The organism is Legionella nigrisilvae (assembly GCF_977063395.2).
Window position 1 is genome coordinate 641736 of sequence record NZ_CDRUGZ020000038.1, and the last position, 19334, is coordinate 661069.

Consider the following 19334-nt stretch of genomic DNA (forward strand, 5'->3'; position numbering starts at 1 on the left):
CAAATTTATTCATTGTGGAGATTTAATGCATAAGTTTTGGTCCATTTTAGTCCTAAAAATTTGTTAATTGATCAAAAAATGATCTATTATCATAATAATTATACTTCTTGTGGTTTATCTTATGTGGCGCGATGTCCCGAGTCTCAAAGATTGGGAAAAATTATGTGAAACTAGCGGATTAACTCCAGCTGAGGTGAATACCAGTCTTGTAGCTATTACTCAATTATTACAAGAATATCATTCCATTCCAAAAACAAAAATAGAGTTCTTTGATAAAAGAATGGAATTACTTTCTCAGATAAATGAGATGAGCACTCAATTAATGAATCTACCCAAAGCAGTAGAACCATTGCGTATTATTCAAAAACTGGCGGAAAATAAAACAATCTATCTAGAGAAATTAAAAAATCATTATAAAGAGGCTAAACCGCGTCATCTATCCAAAAATGCGATGTTGGAAACAATTAAGGAACGCGAAAAAACACATGGAGAAAACCCTTTATTAAGTCTTTTTGGTTCAACTTTGATTGAGCGCTTAGATCCAGCTCATCGAACAATTGAATTTAATTATAGTGATATTGAAAAAGGTTTAAACCGTGCCGAATATCCGATGAATACTGCATTTTATGAATGGGCTAGAGAAACAGATCCACCTCCCTTTTTTTTGTGGTTAGAGGAGCATCCCTTAACAACCGCATTAGAAGGTATAAGTGACAATTGGCGAGAGTCTTATAAAACAAAGATAACTTCCGTAGATTACGAATTACGAGATAAAGTCCAAGTCCAGATAGAGGATGAAAAATTAAAAATTATTCCCAAAGATTCCTTAGCGGAATGGCCTACACTAAACACAATCCGATTAAAAAACATTTCTTATAAAAGAGGCATGGCATTTGGCGGTGCGGCTTTTGTTTGGGATAAATATAATGACAATTTATTCCATGTCCATCCCCATAAGGCTGGAATTTACCATCACTCGTCACTTTTTAATGGCCGTAAGGTTCGTTGTGCCGGAATGTGGTTGGTTAAAGATGGGATGGTGGCGATGATTAGTAACAGCAGTGGCCACTATAAACCGGATTCATTGCATTTTTATCAATTAATTCGTTTTCTTCATGATAAAGGTGTTGTTAATAATCTTACCCAAGTAGCCGATTTCTTGCGGCCTCTGCCTTATACAGAAGGAACACGGGTACCTAGTAATTTTATTCCTTTGGAGGAGTATTTTGCTTGGGCTGAGGAACAACCTTTCGTGCAAAAATACTTGAAAGGGGAACACTTAAAACCCCTCTCTCTCTATAAGGAAGTGGATGCAGGAATGAAGATGTCAAAGCAAAATTAATTTTTAGCAAAAATATCGATGACCGATTTTCTAATTTAGAACGGGAAAGACTTCTCGAACTTGTTTTGACGCAACCCCACTTTGTTCATATTTAAATCATAATAAGTTGTTATACTATGCATAGAGAGATAATTTTTATGAGGAAAGCCATGTTTTTCGATGAAAATGAAATTGAGCTCGAAGATTTTTCGATAACGCATTTAAGAAAAAGATTAAAATTCATGAAAGGGAAAAAAGCGCCTCAAAAATCAATTGTCCAATCTATATGGAAAACGCTTCCATTATTTAACAGTTTTATGGACTCTGTAGAGGAAGCTGGGAGTGCCATTACAAGTATGGTCCAAATTAAAGGCCATTTAACCCATGCTTCAGATGCAGCAGGTAATGCTTTCCTAATCATTAGAATAGTGAATGCTGCCTTTGATTTTATCCGGATTCCAGCTATTTATATTGCAGCCTATATAGCGAATCAAGAATCACCGATAACCTTGTCACGTAATGCCCGGTTTTTATATTCGGCAGTACTTTTAGGTCTTGCAATAACTGCAATTGCCTTTCCCCCATCAGCTCCTATTATTGCTTTAATTATTTCAATCGCTGCCCTGGGTTTAAGTGTGATCACGCTTGCCAAGCTTTATTATAAACGGTACGAGATACAAGATAAGTTAGCACAAATAGAAAAAGATATTGATAATAAAAAAAGTCATATAGCTCACTTAATTGATGACTTAGAGCAATTAGAAGCTGAAGAAAAAAAGGCAAAAATTGCCGGACAAAGAGAGAACATTAAACTCATAGAAGATAACTACAAAACGAAACGACATGAAATAAAGGAACAATTAGACGAGTTACAAAAATTATATGATGATCAGGAGTTGGGCAAAGGAAAATTAGCAAAGCTGGGTTCTCAAGCTACTTGGGATAAAACAGCCGGGGTGGCCTTCACTTCACTGGCATTAATTGGTGCCATAGTCAGTTTGGTATTCCCTCCTGCAGGATTTCCAATTTTTGCTGTCGCCATGTCTTTGGCGGCGATTTATATTGTTGGACGAATTACTTATCCTTTATTTAAGTTCCTTGCGGGAAAAATGGTTAATAGCCGTAACAAAATGCCAGAAGTCACTAAAAAAGACAGTGATGATAAAGAAGTAGAAGACGATTTGCTTGAAACTTCGTCTATGAAGGTGCAGCAGGATATGGATAAAATAAGAAAAGATGCAAAACGATTAGAACAAATTGTCGCTGATTTTCCAATTATTGGGACACCCAAAAAATCTGAAGTAAAGCCTAAATCATCTACTTTAGAAATTAGCACCGCTAAAAAGAAAAAGATTGATGAGGAGCTTCAAGAAGATGATGAACATCCATCAATGCAGTAAAAAGCATTGTTCTTTTTAACTCGATTAGATATCACCTAATCGCTGCCTTATGATCAACGCCTGGGGTTCGCAAAAAATTCCAGGTTTTTTTATTTTCATTTTTTGGACTTTGGCTTTGCCTACTAATAAAATCATAATCGATTCATTGGCGGTAGGGCATCTTCAGGTTCTTTTTTATTCCGATTATGTTTTTTTAGTTGCTCAACACTGCGCCACAATTCCTCGCCTCGCCACAAGGTTTTTTCTTTGTTTTTATATAAAACTTGGGAAAGAATTTGCACTTGTTTTCTGAAGGTTGCGTCGGTCGTGAGACGTGTTAAATCAGTTAAATTTAATATAGGTGCATCGGGCCAGTAAAGATTGGCCCACTTTAATAAGGCATCGCGTGCTTTTTGTGGATTGGCTTGCCTACACGCTTTATGGAGATTATTTAAAGCAGTTTTGTATTGACCACTCCCAGTATTTTTATGGCGTCTTTGCCATCCCCATAATGCTAAAGTAACGAGCCACGCCAAACCAAAAAGTGCTGCTACTATCCAAGCCCAATTAAATTTTGTTGAGGAAGTGATAGATTCGCTCACTGTCTTGGTGGATTGAGTGACAGGTTGGTTTTTAGGGATAAGAGGTTGAGTTATATTTGTTGTGTTTGAAGGAGTAACTTCGAAGGTTTTTGCCGGTAAAGTGGCAATTTCTTCTTTTCCAGTTTCGGTATTGAACCAAGGGAGTTTTAATTCTGGAATCGTTATCTTTCCTGCTTTATTAAATAAATAGGTGACTTTAATCTCTGTGCGACCAATCAATTCACCGTAGGTAACCCGGTTTTTATCGTTCCCCTTCTCCGGATAAACATTCACTCCATCGGTTTCTGGAAAATTGAGCGAAGGTAAAAGTTGAGCAGGGATTCCAACCCCTTCAAGAGTAACGGTACGAATTAAGGTGTTGCCTTGAGCTATGGTTTTCTCTGCGTTTTCATATTGTTCCATTAACTTAACTTGTTTGGCTGGCAACCATGTTTTACCTGAAAACTCTTTAGGGATGGGTTGTACGTCAATGGCAATGGTTTTGTCCTGAGCTTTTACGCGTTCGGGATTAAAATCATAAATTAATGCAGTAAATACGGGGGATTTAATTTTTAAAGTGCCACTCTTTTGTGGAAAAATAGCATAATTTTGCTCCTCAACCAGATAAGTCACATTATTTTTTTGAATCTGAGATCGTTTTTCCTCACCTAAAGGAATAAGCAGAGCATTTTCTACTTGGGGGCCTTGATAATTTGCATCTAATAGATGCTTTGAATTGTATAAAGTAACTTTATAAATAATTTGCTGATTCAAATAGGGTTTTTTATGGTCTACCTCAGTGGTTAAATAAAGATTCTGATTGTTGTGACCAGCAGAATCGTCTCTAGGTGTATTTTGCGATGCACTCCCCGTGGTGACTTCAATGGTCATAGGTTTTGTATAGTCCTTGCCAATTCTTATTGCCGGAATTGTTAGCTTACCTTCTTTTTGGGGCTTTAAAGTTATAGTCCATTCACTAGAGGATTGGGCCTGACCATTAATAATCGAATAATTCATCCGACGTTCGGTGCCCACAATCATAAAATTCTTTTGAAGTGGGGTCAGGTCCGGGATGCCTCCATTTTGTAAATCATCTTGAGTTAGAATTAATCTGAATGAATCATCAATGCTTATTTGGGAAGGATCAACTTGCACCTGTACTTCAGCATTGACTAATGCACTGAATAAACAAAAGAACCCAATAATTATTATTTTCTTCATTGATACCACCCGCGTTCTCTTCTTAAATGGTCACGTAAAAATTTTTCTCGCATCAATCCGCCAGGATCATCAGGAATCAAACGCAACCATTGTTCTTTAGCTTGTTGTTTTTCTCGTTCTGTTTCAGATTGTGCTTCACTATTTTGTTGCTCTTTGTTTTGCTGATCTTTGTTTTGCTGCTCTTTGTTTTGCTGCTCTTTGTTTTGTTGATCTTTGTTTTGCTGCTCTTTGTTTTGCTGCTCTTTGTTTTGCTGATCTTTGTTTTGCTGATCTTTGTTTTGTTGATCTTTGTTTTGCTGCTCTTTGTTTTGCTGCTCTTTATTTTGCTGCTCTTTGTTTTGCTGATCTTTGTTTTGCTGCTCTTTGTTTTGCTGCTCTTTGTTTTGCTGATCTTTGTTTTGTTGATCTTTGTTTTGCTGATCTTTGTTTTGCTGCTCTTTATTTTGCTGCTCTTTGTTTTGTTGATCTTGATTTTGTTGATCTTTGTTTTGTTGATCTTTGTTTTGTTTTTTTTCTTTATCTTTTTTCAAAAGGTCTTCAACCAACTTTTTATTATAAATGGCATCTTGATTTGCTGCATTGATTGCTAACGCCTTATCATAGGCTTTTATTGCTTCTTCATATTGTCCCATATGGGCCAAAGCGTTGCCTTGATTATAATATCCTTGTTCATTGTTTAAATCTTGATACAGCTCGGCTGCTTTTTGATAATCGCCTGCACGATATGCTGCAGCCGCGGTCCAATCACTGCGTGTAAATGTTTCCTTAGCTTGTTTAAATTGATTTTTTTTCATCAACTCTCGACCTTGTTGATCCGGTGTGGACCATAAGTCTTGCCAACTAAAGGCATGGGTAGCATATGACAAAAATGAAATGAATAAAAAAATAAAGAAACGGATCATACAGCTACCCTCTGTATCCAACCACGTCGAAACACAGGCAAGAGTAACAGCATCGCTGGTATTAAAAACCAACGCCCTTCATCACGCCAAAGAGGAACATCTTTTTCTTCACTAAGAGCAAACTCATTAGTATTACTGGATTTCAGCCATTGATCCAAATCGCTTGAATCGGATGCATATTTGACTAGTTGTCCACTACCTGCATCGGCAAATTGCTGAAAAAGTGGATTTAAATTCTTATCCGCTTTGACGGGCATAATAGATGAATAAATTCCTGATTCAGCTAATTTTCCGGCTAAGGCTATTGAGGCACCGGAAGGTGCATCTGCTGTTAACACCAAAATTTGTCCTTGGTTGTAACCCGCTTGTTTGATGAGCTTACTGGCTTCATTCAAGGCGCTATCAAGGTTTTGTCCAGTTACTGGCAAAATATCTGGAGTTAATGAAGAAAGTAAGGATGAAATAGTATGCCCATCATCAGTCAGCGGAGAGACAACAAAGGGTTCACTGGTAAAGACCACAAGCCCAAATTGACCTACATCTTTGTGGGCAAATAAATCATGCAATTTAAATTTAGCACGACTCAGACGATTAGGTGTTAAGTCATTAGCCATCATATTATCAGACATATCTAAAACCAGGACTCTTGGCTGTATTGGTTTATAGGTTGCTACCGGCAATCTATACCAAGCAGGACCGGCAATACTAAAAATCATAAACAAAATACTTAAAAACAAACAGAGCATGGAACCCATACGTTGTCCTTGTCCTTTTTTTTGCAGAAGATGACTCAACAAATGTTGATCGCATACTTCCGACCAAGCATGGAGTTTTGGTTTTTGCCGCCATAAAATCCAAATCAATCCCAGCAGAGGTAAAATCATTAACAGCCACCAAGGTCTTAAAAAATGAAACGTTGCAATCATGACTTTAAAGCCTCCCGATCGGTCATTGTAGCTCGTATGCTTAAGCTCAAATCTGCTTTTCTCAGTAGCCAAGAGAAACAAAGTAATAACGCGAGGCCGACAAACCAAGGATAATATTCTTTTTGGGGACGAACTGTGGCTTGTTCCTGATTGATAGTTTCCAACTGATTAATTGTTTTATAAATTGAATTTAATGTTTCCGTATCGGTAGCACGAAAATACCGGCCGTCAGTCATGTCGGCCATTTTTTTTAAGGTTTCTTCATCGAGATCTGCGGAGGCATTTTGCATCATAAAGTCACCAATAATGGCTCTTGAATCTGCTTCAGACCCTAAGCCTATTGTATAGATTTTGATGCCCTCTTCTTTAGCCAATTCAGCCGCTTTTAAAGGAGCAAGTACACCAGAATTGTTTGCTCCGTCCGTCAATAAAATAAGGATCCTTCCCTTTTTGGGAACATTATTGAACCGTTTTACAGCAAGACCCACGGCGTCACCAATAGATGTTGTTTTACCTGCAAGCCCTGCAGTAGCATCTTCAAGCCGTAAGAGAATGGTATGTCGATCATAAGTAAGAGGTGTTTGTAAATAAGCTCGGGTCCCAAAGAGGATTAAACCAATTTTATCACCCGTACGGTCTTGTACAAATTGTTCAGCAGCACTTTTTACAACACTTAAACGACTCACTGGACGTCCGCGTAAGAGCATATCGGGAATTTCCATACTTCCAGACAAATCTAAAGCCATCATAATGTTAAAACCCTCACGTGAGATAGGTTTGGGAGCACCAATCCAGCGAGGACCTGCTAAAGCAACCACCAATAATAACCATATTATCGCGGGGGTGAGCAATAAATATTGAGCCGAAACAGAACGTTTTTCTAGATCTGCAATGCGAACCATGTCAGCAAAGAAAGGTACCTTCAATGCCGTAGGCAATTGTACTTTGGCTCTTGGCATTAAAAACCAGAAGATCAAAGGTAAAGGTATGACGATTAAAACCCAAGGGTTAGCTAATTCGAACATGGCACTCCCCTTTGTTTAATCCAAAGCTGTGCTGCATTGAATAATGGTTTAAGATCCATAATTTCTTGTGTTTTAAAAGGAGCATCAAGGAGTAAATCCTTTACCAAATAGAAATCAACATCTTTGCTCGTTTCATTTAAAAATTTAAGCCATTCTTCTCCATGTAAACTAGCTACTTGTTCTCTTGGATAATAGACCAGGGCGACGCGGCGTAGTAATTGTGAAATATGGGCACTGGTCTCGGCTCCATTTTGTTCCTGATCATATTGATGCTGATAGTTATTTAATAAAAGCAAAGCTTGTTTTTTAGCGAGAGCATTAAGATGTTTTTTATATATAACGTAAGCGAGGATCATTGCTAAAAATAAACTCAACCCAATCAAAATATACCACCCAGGAGCCATAGGCCACCAACCTATTGGAGGAGGGAGATGAATATCTTTTAATTGCGCCAGAGGATCGTTATTAACCACGGGACCTCCTGGGAAATGTTTGCCGTACGAGGGGAGCCAAATCAATATCGGATGTAACCTGTACATACTGAATATGTAAGCGTCGCAATTGAGTTTGCAAGTGCTCTATACGTTGCTGACAATACTGTTCATATGCGGTACTCACCGAGCGCAAGCTCGTATCAAGGATGAGCTCTTGTCGCCCATTGGTTATGGCATATTGCTGGGGTTTGGGTGGAGAAAGCTCAACTTGGTCACAAATATGATAGGCCAGGATGTCATTATGGTAACGTAATCGATTCAGATGTTTTTCGCACTCACGGTCCATAGAATAGAAATCACTGATCAAAACCAGGATACTACCCGGTCTCACCACCCGATGTAAGCGAACCAATGCATCGCTAAGCTGTCTGGGTTGGGCTTCACGTTGTTCTTCCGTCTGATCGGTATATTGACTTAGGGATGCTAATAAGGGCAGTACGCCCATATCCCTACTGCGAGGGGTAAATTCACTGTGATCCGTAGCTGAGAAAAATACGCCTCCTACTCTATCGCCTTCTTTGATGACGGTCCAAGCAAGAAGTGCTGCCAGTCGGGCAGCAATAACGGATTTAAATGCGATGCGCGTACCAAAAATCATAGAAGGATTAAAATCCGCGAGAATCACCACCGGTCTTTCTCGTTCTTCCTGATAAATTTTAATGTGAGGTTTACCCGTGCGTGCAGTAACGCGCCATTCCATATGACGTATTTCATCGCCTGCCTGATAATTTCTTACTTCGGCGAAATCCATGCCGCGGCCACGTAATTTGGATAAATGATTTCCTGATTGTATCGCTTTACCTTCAGGTCGATAATGCATGGATTGGACATATCGTCTTAAGCCAATTAATTCATTTAATTCTGCAATAACGCCATTAGCCATAAAAACCTCGTCTATCTCATATGTCGCTTTAGATGGGGACTGAACTCATCCGATTCAAGGCTATTATTTGTTAAGCCAAAGGCCCAAACTACTTTTTAAGGAACAGCGACTAAACGTAATAAGGAGTCAATAAAATCGTCGCTATTAATTCCTTCTGCTTCAGCTTCAAAGCTTAATAGGATGCGATGCCTTAATACATCATGGGCAATCACGTGAATATCATCTGGAGTAACATAATCTCTCCCACAAAGCCAGGCATGAGCTTTCGAACAACGATCTAAAGCAATCGTAGCTCGGGGACTTGCACCAAAACGTAACCAACGACCCAGTTCTTCGCTGTATACGCCAGGATTACGAGTTGCAACTACTAATTGGACTAGATAATTTTCTAATGCTTCGCTGGTATGAACATTCAGTACCTGTCTACGCGCTTCAAATAATGTTTTTTGTGATAGCTTTTCAGTGGTAACGGGTTTAGTGGCCATAACAGCGCCTAAAGCTTCTTTGCGAGAGAGAGCTAAAATATCATGCTCTATTTTGGCATCAGGATAACTAATTTTTACATACATTAAAAACCGGTCCAGTTGTGCTTCCGGTAAAGGATAAGTTCCTTCCTGCTCAATTGGATTTTGTGTTGCCATGACTAGAAATAACTCCGGCAAAGGATAGGTTTTACCTCCTATAGTAACTTGGCGTTCTGCCATTGCTTCAAGGAGTGCGGATTGAACCTTAGCTGGGGCACGGTTGATTTCATCGGCCAAAAGCAAATGATGGAATATAGGGCCAGGTTGAAACACAAAAGAACCATTTTGTGGATGGTATACATCGGTACCAGTTAAATCTCCCGGCAATAAATCGGGTGTAAACTGGATGCGATGAAAATTTCCTTCCACACCATCAGAAAGTGCTTTAACTGCTCGGGTTTTTGCTAATCCTGGAGCTCCTTCAACTAATAAATGACCATCTGCAAGTAAGGCAATGAGCAAACGTGAAATTAATCCATTCTGGCCTAAAATTTGCGAATTTAAGTGATTACTTAACTGTAGTATTTGACGTTGTACAGCATTTCCACTCTTACTGTCTTCTACTTGCTCCATAGTTTCTACCTTAATCTAAATAACATCGAATAGAGTTAAATAAAAAAACTTATCCTAGCGTGAATTGTATTCGCTGCCAAGTGCTGCAGCGCATTTTGTTCAATCGTTAACCATACTTGGGGTGAAGTAAGCTAAAATTTGTAGCTTGGGAAAGGCGATGCCATCATTCAGGTCTGTTGCACTTCCCCTTGAGACTCTATTATTGTTGATAATCCGGATGGAGTTCCAAAGGCATCAGTGTTTGCAGCTTTTGATATAGAGAAAGGCTCTCTTCACAAAAAACCTGAAATTGTTGTTGGTTCTCCCATAGATCATAATCCGCTCCTTTAAGGAAAACCTGTTCTTTTTCGAGAGTTTTCAATACAACGCGTTCTTGATGTGAAAATCCTAAATGGCTATTTAATTCGACCAATTCCATTAGTTTTTTATGTTCTTTAATTGGGCGATGTTCGTGCAAACAATATGCCTTTAATGTCAGCACAAAAGCTTGATACATCAAAGAAGTAACAGGAGTTAATACCGTAAGTGGATCAGTTTGTCTAAAGGTCCAATCGGTGATTTGCTGCAAGAGATAATCGGCAGCGTAGGCATGTTGGGTTGCGATATTGAGCATTTCCAATGGGGATAAATAACGTTTGTCCATAAAGGAATTTTCCTATTCGATTTGAGTTGCTTTAGCTTATACAGCGGCATTCAACTGCTTTTTCTGGTTTTAAAGTATGTTAAAATTGGCCCTCATTATATCTATGAATTAAATTGATGCACGCTTTTATTAACAGTGCCTGGAAAATAGGCTCTCTGACATTATCCAATCGATTAATCCAAGGCCCTTTAGCGGGTTATAGCTGTGCACCATTTCGGACATTATTTAATCATTATCAGGCCCCAGCGTATTGTGTGGCTGAGATGAGTTCTGCAACGGATATTCTTTTTAAACATAAAGCTAATTCACGTTATATTTATCGGGCTCCACAAGAAGAGATTCTTGCATATCAAATTGCAGGCACTGAACCTTCTATATTGGCGCAAGCAGGACAATACCTCCAACTAAATGGTGCGAATATTATCGACATCAATTGTGGTTGTCCAAAACCTAAAATTCGTAAAAAAGGTGCGGGAAGTGCTTTACTCGAAGATCCGGAACACTTAGTGCGTATTGTCAAAAAAGTTCGTGCCGCGATTACTGTTCCCTTAACTATAAAAATCCGCATTCAAGGGGATGTAAAAGATGTTCTGCTGGCAAAAAAAATTGAAGAAGCGGGAGCAGATGCTCTAATCGTACACGGTAGGCGTTGGGTGGATGATTATGATGTAGCATCTGATTTACACCAAATCGCAATAATAAAACAAAGCATCGCTATTCCGGTCATTGCTAATGGAGATATTAATAATATCCATAGTTTGCATAGGGCAATAGAATTAAGTAATTGCGATGCTTATATGATCTCGCGTGCTGGCAGTGGTAAACCCTGGCTTTATCAAGAGTTATTAAAACAGCAAATTATTCCTATCAGTTTAGGGGAAAAGATCAGTTTGTTTATGACGCACTTACATGGATTGGCAGCACTGGAAGATGAGTATAAGGCTGTTTTACAAAGTAAGTCCCTAGTGCGTTATTATTTTGGCAAATTATTTGATGAATCAGCAATAAATCGTTTTTATAAATTGGATTCTTTGGATAGGATTTATAGCTTTTTGCAATCTTGGGTATAATTCGATTCTCAGAACGTTATTAAGTAGGTTAAATTAAATCACTGTAATCTTGATTATAAAGCTTAAGATGCTCCAATCGCTGAGCCGCTTTTTGCGCTCCTTCCTGATTTCCATTAGCAAAACGAAGCTTGGCAAGATAATTTAAATAAAGCTCAATATATTCTGGAGAAATAGGATATTGAAGGCCAGTTTCCAAGACCTCTTGAGCAAGGTCTAATTCATGTTTCTCTATTAAAAGTCGAGCAAAAGTAAGTCGCGCTAAACAAAAATGAGGATCATTTTTTATAGCCTTACTAAAATAGGCTTTTGCTTTTTGAACATCATCACGCTCTAAACTTTGTAACAATCCCATTTGAAAATAAGGACGTGCAAAGTAGGGGTTCATTGCAATTGCTTGTTTAATCGCAAATTCAGTTTTTTTTATCCAAGAATGACGTTCTTGAACTGAGGTTGCTTGTTGGATTAGTTGTAAACTTGCGTCAATTTTAAGGCTTTGAATTTCAACAAAAGGAAATAAGTTTAGCGCATGATTACTAGACGCAATCGCTTCGTTAAATTGTTTGGCTTGAATTGCTGCTTCAGTATTCTTGATATAATGTTCGAGAATTAAAAAACGAAAAAAATAAGAGCTGATCACTAATAGAAATACAATGACTCCACTACGCAGGATCCAAATATTTTTAAGTGAGAATGAATAAACTTTAACTCCACCTTCCTTCCTAAGAAAATAATGCAAATACCCTAAGCAGCATCCCATGAGGAGGTTCATAGGGAATACATAAAAATTAAAATCAATAAAGCTATGACATACTAAAGCCCCTAAAGCACTAAAGCAGGCGATGCCTTTGATATGGGTAACAGAGTTTTTACTCGGGTGGTTTAAATAGTGTTTTAAATAGATAAGCCCCGTCATGATAATTCCCAGCAGAATAACAATTCCTGGAATTCCAGTTTCAACAAGTAATTGTAAAAAATCATTGTGAGCATATTCGAGATTAGAACCATCACCGGGCAAGCTGAAGGCAGGATAATACTGTTTAAAATTAAAAATTCCTAAACCATACCATGGAGTATTTTGCCATAATTGCCAAGCACCGTTCCAGATAATAAGCCGGGATTTCTCATGAACGAGTAAGTCAAGACGATGTTGTATGGCGGGTTGAGCAAAGAGGCACAAGGTGGCTAATGCCAAAACTAAAATCCCTGATAATTGGTACATACTTCTAAGTTTTAGTTCATGACGGCATAAAACGATTTCTAGGGTTGCAAAGCAAATAAAACATAAGATCACACCACGGCTTAAAGCAGCCAATAAGGCTAGGGTGATGATATAAATACTGTTTAGGATAATGATTTTTTTTATGGTGTCTGATGATTTAAATCGGTTTATTTCTAGAGTAAAAAATTTACCTATTAATAAGAGATCGATCATCATTAAAAAAGCGGCAGCGGTATTCTTGCTTGCAAAAATACCAACAGGCATTGCATTTTTTGCGAATAATTGAATTAGTGCGTAACCTGCACAAATAAGACCTAATATCCAAAGCAGCTTGAGTAAATTCTTCCATAACCAATCCGCTAGAGAATCTCTATTAAATAAAATAAAACCAAATATCCACATGGAGCACTGAAAGATACCAAAAAGGGCAGTGCGTGGAACCAGGCCTACTAATGGAGGTAGAGTTGTCCAAACCAGCCAAATTCCCAGTAAAAAAGTTAATTGGGTATATTGAATTGACTTTAGAGACCAACAATAGCTAAGTGTAGAAGTAACAATAACACCATAACTGATTATTAAAATGGAATAGTCACTGGTGCCTTTAAACAGAAACGCTGCAGTGATCAACAAAAAAAACAGGACGCCTACAGACTTGTGAACATTGTTTTCTTGACTCAAAAAAGCCAGGGGCACCCTGTATTTCATCGAACATCACACATCATAAATAGTTAACACCCTGAAACCCATTTCCCTTTGATAAAAGGACCATCTAACGAGAAATCATGCTGGGTTACGGTGGTTGCAGGGTTACTGTTTCCGCCAGGAGGTAGTAGAAACATATGTAAATAATGCTGCCACATCCAACCTCCCATTAAGCTAATCTGTCCATTTCCTACTGCCAATTGATAGCTGGCACCTAATTTAGCTTCCAGCTCGGGAACAAGCCGAGTTTGTTTAGCCTGAGCGCTAAAGGGAAAGGCAATACCGCTTAAGTTTGCTCCAGATAAGCTGGCTTTACCTTGTCCAGTTAACAGGGTCATAGCACTTTGAGCAAATAATGCGAAACCATATTTCATATCCCGAGACATATCTACTCCTACCCGAGGACCGGCACCTTGGAATTTAGTGTAGGCGACGGATCTTTGTATTATATGTGGCGTAGGGTCAGAGGGTAGTTTTTCAAACTGATTGTCTGAACGTGTGATCCGGGTATTAACGTATTGTCCACCAGCATAAAAACGGATGGTTTTCTTTTTGCCGAAATGACTGGTTTGTGCAAATTCTAAATTAACGGCATCAAACTTAGTATCGAATTTTAAATCGGTGAAGGTAGTAACTGGATTAAATTCATCTCCAGAAAAAAATGAAAAATAATCAGAGTTGTCCGGATTGAAATGCAGCCAATTAACATTGAGATCATTTCCTGTATTAAAATGGTAGCTTCCTTCCAGTAAAAAACCCCAGTCCCAAGAAGAATCAACGGTATGCGAGTCGTTGCTGATTGGATTTAAAATTGGATTAAGTAGTGCGGAATTGGTGTTGGGTTGTAAATATAAAGCGCTAATACCCACATCCCAAGCATTGCATGGACAAGGAACCGTTACATTATCAGGACTGCATACAGGACCCATTGTCCCTGCTTGAGCTATTCCAAAACCCAGAGTACAAAGTATAAAACTGGCTATGTTCTTCATGAATTATTTATCATCCTTGTTGTTTTTACCCAATTATTCAATAAGTGAATTGATTAATCAATTAGGTATTAATAAATTATCCAAGCAAGCTTCTCCCCCCATCCACCTTGAGTATTTGTCCGGTGATATAGGGATTTTCGGCTAAGGCTAAAATTGCTTGGGCAATATATTCAGGATCCCCTTGTTTTTTTAACGGAATTTTCGCAATAATTTTTTCTTGTGTTTCTTGAGTTAAGATATTGGAATGCTCAGGCCAAATAGTAGCCCCTGGCGCAACGGCATTGACCCTAATTTCAGGCGCAAATTCACGTGCCAAGCTTTTTGTCTGCATTTCCAAAGCGGCTTTACTCTGGCAATATACAGAATAGCCTTTCAATGGTTTTTCTGCATGAGTGTCGCTTACATTGATAATGGCTCCAGATTCTTTTGCCAATAAAGGACGGGCTGCGAGACTAAGTAAAAAAGGAGCCTTAACATGAATGTTAAAAAGAGCGTGCCAATCTATTTCAGAAAAGGCAGTAAATTCAGTGCGGAGGAATACTGAAGCATTGTTAACTAATAAATCCAAACGTCCAGCCCAATCTTGAACAGTACTCATTATTTCTTCTGCTGCGCCGGGTTCATTTAATTCCCTTTGTAAAACAAACGCACTATAGGGACGTTGTTCATTTAAACCCGCTGCTAAGGCATGAGCCTCTGTTAATGATTGATGGCAATGGATTATAACTTTATACCCTGCTGAATGAAGTTTTTTGACTATCGCTGCACCGGTTCGGCGCGCTCCACCAGTGATTAAAGCAACTTTCACTTCTTGTTTGTTTGTCGGATTCAATGTATGTTCCTATTCTCGATTATCCTCGGTAAAACGAAGCTTCCTCACTTTATGCCTAGGTCTCCACGGAACCGCGGGACGGAGGATCAAAATTGCCTCGGTTTTGCCAGTTAAATTTTTTAAAGTAATTATGAGTATAATAAACACCATAAACGCGCTACTGGCCGAACGCCAGGCTATTCCCTTCGTAGAGTTCATGCAACTTGCATTGTACGCTCCTGGAGAGGGATATTATAGTTCCGGATTACAAAAATTAGGGAAGCAGGGGGACTTTATTACAGCTCCCGAATTGACTCCCTTATTTGGTAAAACGCTAGCGAATCAGTGCCAGCAGGTATTAATGCAACTTGAATCGCCGATGTTATTCGAATTTGGTGCCGGTTCTGGCGCTCTTTGTGTTGCTATATTAGAACATCTGGCAGAACAAAATGCTTTGCCAGAAGCTTATTATATTTTGGAGGTCAGTGCTAATTTACAACAGCGTCAGCGGGAACTGATTGCCCAAAAAATTCCTCATCTTGCTCATTTAGTTACTTGGCTTGATCATTGGCCAGAAGTTCCTTTTAATGGTGTGATTTTGGCAAACGAAGTTCTAGATGCGATGCCAGTTCATCGCTTTATGAAAACGGAACACGGCATTATGGAAAGTTATGTTGCTTTGAATGAACAGCACCAATTAATAGAGCTATTTAAACCCTGCCAGAATCAACGTTTGCTGGATTACATTCATAATCGATTATCCCTGCCAAAAACTCCTTATCTTTCGGAGGTAAATCTTTTTATCGATGATTGGATCTTAAATAATTATCAAATGTTAAAACAAGGCGTGGTATTTTTGATTGATTATGGATTTCCTCGTCATGAGTATTATCATCCTGATCGTAATCAAGGCACTTTAATGTGTCATTATCAACACCAAAGTCATCCGGATCCGTTGGTGAATCCAGGAGAGCAGGATATTACCGCACATGTAGATTTTACACATGTTGCAGAAGCGGGACAACAAGCGGGTTTTCATATCGCAGGTTTTACCAACCAAGCCTCTTTTTTGCTGGCCAACGGTTTGCTAAGCTTAATTAATACTTTGGATGATCAAATAGAACTAGTAAAAGCAAAACAAGCGATAAAGCAACTAACTCTCCCCAGTGAAATGGGAGAGTTATTTAAAGTAATTGCTTTAAGTAAAGATGTGGAAATTTCCTTAAACGGATTTCTATTAAATGATAAACGAGTGAGTTTATGAACATAAAAAGATATCTGACAACCGTGGAATTACAAAAAGAGTCCATGAAATTTTCTGCTGGTCATACGACCATTTTTTCTGCAACTGAAAGAGAGCCGTTACATGGCCATATGTATGGGGTTTATTTGGCACTCACGACTTGGGTTGAAGAAAATGGGATGACTTTTGACTATCGCTATTACAAAGAGCGCATCCATAAATTGTGTCGTCATTTGAACCAAACTTTTCTAATGCCGCAATTCTCTCCTTTTCTGGAATATGCTGAGGATGATGAATATTATTACTTTACCTTTAATCATAAGAAAATTCCCTTTCTGAAAGAGGATGTGACTTTATTACCAGTCACAAATATTACGGTAGAAGAGTTATCTCGTTGGTTTGTGCAAGAACTGATTAAAGATAAAGCAGAGTTAGATCGACATCGAATTGAGAATGTTGTGGTCAAGGTTTTTTCAGCTCCAGGACAATCAGCCAATCATCAATGGCAAAGAGCGCATGAATAAAAACGAGCAAGATAATATTATCGACAGCGCTCGTTCATCAATGCCTGCTGAGGTACCCCTGGATTTGAGGGAGCGTCATGATGTTGGGATGCCTACGACACAACCCTCTGTGCCAAAAATGACTACTATTTATCAAGTCTGTATTCCACATACGCATCGAGATTTTTTTGATTATGTTGTTGATGGACTTACTCCCTCCATTGGCGCGCGAGTTTGGATTCCTTTTCGCAAACAGATGCGTTTAGGTTTAGTAGTAGGGATTCATGAATCCTTGGACGATATTTCCTCATTAAAAAGCATCAGTACCGTTATTGATGACCAACCATTAATTGATAAAGCCACCTTAGCGTTATGTTCTTGGATTGCCAATTATTATCAGTCGCCCTTGTCTGAAGTAGTCCCACTGGCATTACCTAAAAAATATCGCTTAGGACAACCCAGCCAATTACCTATGGGGGATTTTTATCAATTGGCATTACCACTGGAAGAAGCCAAAATGCTTATTCCGGTGCGTGCTCGCAAACAATTGGAGCTGGTTGATTTCTTGAGTACCCAAAAAGAACCTGTTGCCAAAAATTGTTTGACTGAAAAAGGATTTAGTTCCACTCAACTTTGTAGCTTACTTGCTGCGAAGATCATTTCTTTATCTCAACAAATTGTACTGCCAGAAAAAGCAGATACTTTCTCAACTCCGCCCTTAATACTTAATTCGGAGCAAGCGGCTGCGGTAGATGCTATTACTGAAGCACTGTCTCAATACCAGTGTTTTTTATTACAAGGGGTCACAGGAAGCGGCAAAACAGAAGTTTATTTACAGGTTATTGCCCAGGTTCTTGCGGAACAAAAACAAGTCTTAATTTTGGTACCCGAGATCGGATTAACACCACAATTAGTGACGCGTTTTACCTCACGTTTTAAGCAAGCTGTTGCAGTGATTCATTCCAACTTGAATGAATCAGAACGACAAGTGGCTTGGCAATTAGCAAAAGAAGACAAAGTGAAAATAGTGATAGGAACCCGAGCCGCAATTTTTACACCGATGCCTAATCTAGGGTTAATTGTAATTGATGAAGAGCATGATGCATCTTTAAAGCAAATGGAAGGAGTGCGCTACTCTGCTCGAGATACGGCATTAATGCGCGCCCATTTAACAAATATACCTATTATTTTAGGATCAGCGACTCCTAGCTTAGAAAGTATGTACAATGTAATACAAAAAAAATACACTTTACTTCGCTTGACCCACAAAGCATGTTCCACAACTCCGTTACATTATCAATTGATTGATCTGCGTTCACAAACACTTCAACATGGTTTAGCAACTCCAACCTTGCACGTCATTAAGGAACATTTACTCAAAAAAAATCAGGTATTGGTATTTATTAATCGACGAGGTTTTTCCCCAGTACTGTTATGTCACCAATGTGGCTGGATGGTGGATTGTCGTGCTTGTGACACTCATCTCACACTGCATAAACAGTTAGGAAAGATGATTTGTCATCATTGTGGATTAAACCAAAAAACTCCGGATCGTTGCCGTAATTGCCAAAGTACGGAATTAATTCCGGTGGGCGCCGGTACGCAACGGATTCATGAGTTTTTAAGTGCATATTTTCCAAATACAGAGGTTGTGCGAATTGATCGGGATGCAGTGCGAAAAAAAAATTCCTTGGATGAGCATTTAGACAAAATTCATAATGGCAAGGCACAGTTGATTGTTGGCACCCAAATGTTAGCAAAAGGTCACCATTTTCCACGTCTTTCTTTAGTTGTGGTAGCCGATGCAGATGCGGGACTTTATAATCAAGATTTTCGGGCGCTGGAACATTTAGGGCAATTGTTAATACAAGTTTCGGGGCGGGCAGGTCGAGAAGAGCAAGCGGGTCAAGTGTTGATTCAAACCCACTTACCCAATCATCCACTCCTTAATGTGTTGATTCAACAAGGGTATGATTCATTTGCAGATGCCTTATTAGTTACCCGCGAACAAGCGCAACTGCCTCCTTATCACTATTTGGCTGTAATTAGGGCGCAAGGAAAAGTAGCAGCAAGCGTTTTAAAATTTTTGCATGCGGCGAAAGAGCAAATCTTGGCCTCTTCAATTACCGTTATGGGACCAGCACCTGCTCCTATGCCTCGCAAAGCAAATCAATACCGCATGCAATTACTACTGAAGTCTTCCTCCAGAAAAATCCTGAAAAATGCCTTAACGCAATTGCGTGAATGGTTATCAGGTAATAAATTAGGTAATGGTGTGCGTTGGAATGTGGATGTGGACCCTATAGATTTATCATAATGGAG

General features: G+C 38.9%; 17 protein-coding genes. 6 read left to right on the forward strand and 11 right to left on the reverse strand.

The window, feature by feature from the left end; all coding sequences use genetic code 11:
* The first annotated feature begins 121 nt into the window (after positions 1-121).
* Positions 122-1342 (forward strand): hypothetical protein, encoded by a 1221-nt coding sequence (locus tag ACWTE2_RS25200; RefSeq protein ID WP_454784906.1) that lies wholly within the window; start codon positions 122-124, stop codon positions 1340-1342.
* A 149-nt stretch (positions 1343-1491) separates the two neighbouring features.
* The gene (locus ACWTE2_RS25205) at positions 1492-2721 is read left to right on the forward strand and encodes a hypothetical protein (RefSeq protein WP_454784907.1); all 1230 of its coding nucleotides are present in this window, start codon (positions 1492-1494) and stop codon (positions 2719-2721) included.
* Positions 2722-2852: 131 nt separating this feature from the next.
* On the opposite strand, the gene ACWTE2_RS25210 is transcribed toward ACWTE2_RS25205, so the two are convergent.
* From ACWTE2_RS25210 to ACWTE2_RS25245, 8 genes are all read right to left on the reverse strand, one after another.
* On the reverse strand, positions 2853-4502 hold the full coding sequence (locus tag ACWTE2_RS25210; RefSeq protein WP_454784908.1) for a protein BatD: 1650 nt from the start codon (positions 4500-4502) through the stop codon (positions 2853-2855).
* Positions 4499-5404 carry a tetratricopeptide repeat protein gene (locus tag ACWTE2_RS25215; protein ID WP_454784909.1) on the reverse strand — a complete coding sequence of 302 codons (906 nt, stop codon included), beginning with the start codon at positions 5402-5404 and terminating at the stop codon, positions 4499-4501. The genes ACWTE2_RS25210 and ACWTE2_RS25215 overlap by 4 nt, the downstream gene beginning before the upstream one ends.
* Positions 5401-6330: a vWA domain-containing protein gene (locus ACWTE2_RS25220; protein WP_454784910.1), complete on the reverse strand. Its 930-nt coding sequence runs from the start codon at positions 6328-6330 to the stop codon at positions 5401-5403. The genes ACWTE2_RS25215 and ACWTE2_RS25220 overlap by 4 nt, the downstream gene beginning before the upstream one ends.
* Complete coding sequence (locus ACWTE2_RS25225) at positions 6327-7355, reverse strand: VWA domain-containing protein (RefSeq protein ID WP_454784911.1); 1029 nt, start codon at positions 7353-7355, stop codon at positions 6327-6329. Before ACWTE2_RS25225 ends, ACWTE2_RS25220 begins: the two co-directional genes overlap by 4 nt.
* Positions 7343-7828, reverse strand: coding sequence for a DUF4381 domain-containing protein (locus ACWTE2_RS25230; protein WP_454784912.1), 486 nt, complete (start codon positions 7826-7828; stop codon positions 7343-7345). Before ACWTE2_RS25230 ends, ACWTE2_RS25225 begins: the two co-directional genes overlap by 13 nt.
* The gene (locus ACWTE2_RS25235) at positions 7821-8732 is read right to left on the reverse strand and encodes a DUF58 domain-containing protein (protein ID WP_182392226.1); all 912 of its coding nucleotides are present in this window, start codon (positions 8730-8732) and stop codon (positions 7821-7823) included. The genes ACWTE2_RS25230 and ACWTE2_RS25235 overlap by 8 nt, the downstream gene beginning before the upstream one ends.
* A gap of 95 nt (positions 8733-8827) precedes the next feature.
* Positions 8828-9829 carry an AAA family ATPase gene (locus ACWTE2_RS25240; RefSeq protein ID WP_454784913.1) on the reverse strand — a complete coding sequence of 334 codons (1002 nt, stop codon included), beginning with the start codon at positions 9827-9829 and terminating at the stop codon, positions 8828-8830.
* Positions 9830-10028: 199 nt separating this feature from the next.
* A complete protein-coding gene (locus ACWTE2_RS25245; protein WP_454784914.1) occupies positions 10029-10472 on the reverse strand; it encodes a hypothetical protein in 444 nt (147 codons plus the stop codon).
* Positions 10473-10588: 116 nt separating this feature from the next.
* On the opposite strand from ACWTE2_RS25245, the gene ACWTE2_RS25250 reads away from it, so the two are divergent.
* The gene (locus tag ACWTE2_RS25250; RefSeq protein ID WP_454784915.1) at positions 10589-11542 is read left to right on the forward strand and encodes a tRNA dihydrouridine synthase; all 954 of its coding nucleotides are present in this window, start codon (positions 10589-10591) and stop codon (positions 11540-11542) included.
* Between the two features lie 28 nt (positions 11543-11570).
* On the opposite strand, the gene ACWTE2_RS25255 is transcribed toward ACWTE2_RS25250, so the two are convergent.
* The 3 genes from ACWTE2_RS25255 to ACWTE2_RS25265 form a co-directional block, all read right to left on the reverse strand.
* A complete protein-coding gene (locus ACWTE2_RS25255; RefSeq protein ID WP_483099545.1) occupies positions 11571-13439 on the reverse strand; it encodes an O-antigen ligase family protein in 1869 nt (622 codons plus the stop codon).
* A 50-nt stretch (positions 13440-13489) separates the two neighbouring features.
* Positions 13490-14455, reverse strand: a complete 966-nt coding sequence (locus tag ACWTE2_RS25260; protein ID WP_454784917.1) for an Lpg1974 family pore-forming outer membrane protein — start codon at positions 14453-14455, stop codon at positions 13490-13492.
* A gap of 76 nt (positions 14456-14531) precedes the next feature.
* Positions 14532-15287, reverse strand: coding sequence for a pteridine reductase (locus ACWTE2_RS25265; protein WP_454784918.1), 756 nt, complete (start codon positions 15285-15287; stop codon positions 14532-14534).
* Between the two features lie 130 nt (positions 15288-15417).
* Between ACWTE2_RS25265 and ACWTE2_RS25270 the strand changes: the two genes are divergently transcribed.
* The 3 genes from ACWTE2_RS25270 (at position 15418) to ACWTE2_RS25280 (ending at position 19329) form a co-directional block, all read left to right on the forward strand.
* Positions 15418-16530 (forward strand): class I SAM-dependent methyltransferase, encoded by a 1113-nt coding sequence (locus ACWTE2_RS25270; protein WP_454784919.1) that lies wholly within the window; start codon positions 15418-15420, stop codon positions 16528-16530.
* Positions 16527-17033: a 6-pyruvoyl trahydropterin synthase family protein gene (locus ACWTE2_RS25275; RefSeq protein WP_454784920.1), complete on the forward strand. Its 507-nt coding sequence runs from the start codon at positions 16527-16529 to the stop codon at positions 17031-17033. The genes ACWTE2_RS25270 and ACWTE2_RS25275 overlap by 4 nt, the downstream gene beginning before the upstream one ends.
* A gap of 118 nt (positions 17034-17151) precedes the next feature.
* Positions 17152-19329, forward strand: coding sequence for a primosomal protein N' (locus ACWTE2_RS25280; protein ID WP_454785029.1), 2178 nt, complete (start codon positions 17152-17154; stop codon positions 19327-19329).
* The last annotated feature ends 5 nt before the right edge of the window (positions 19330-19334 follow it).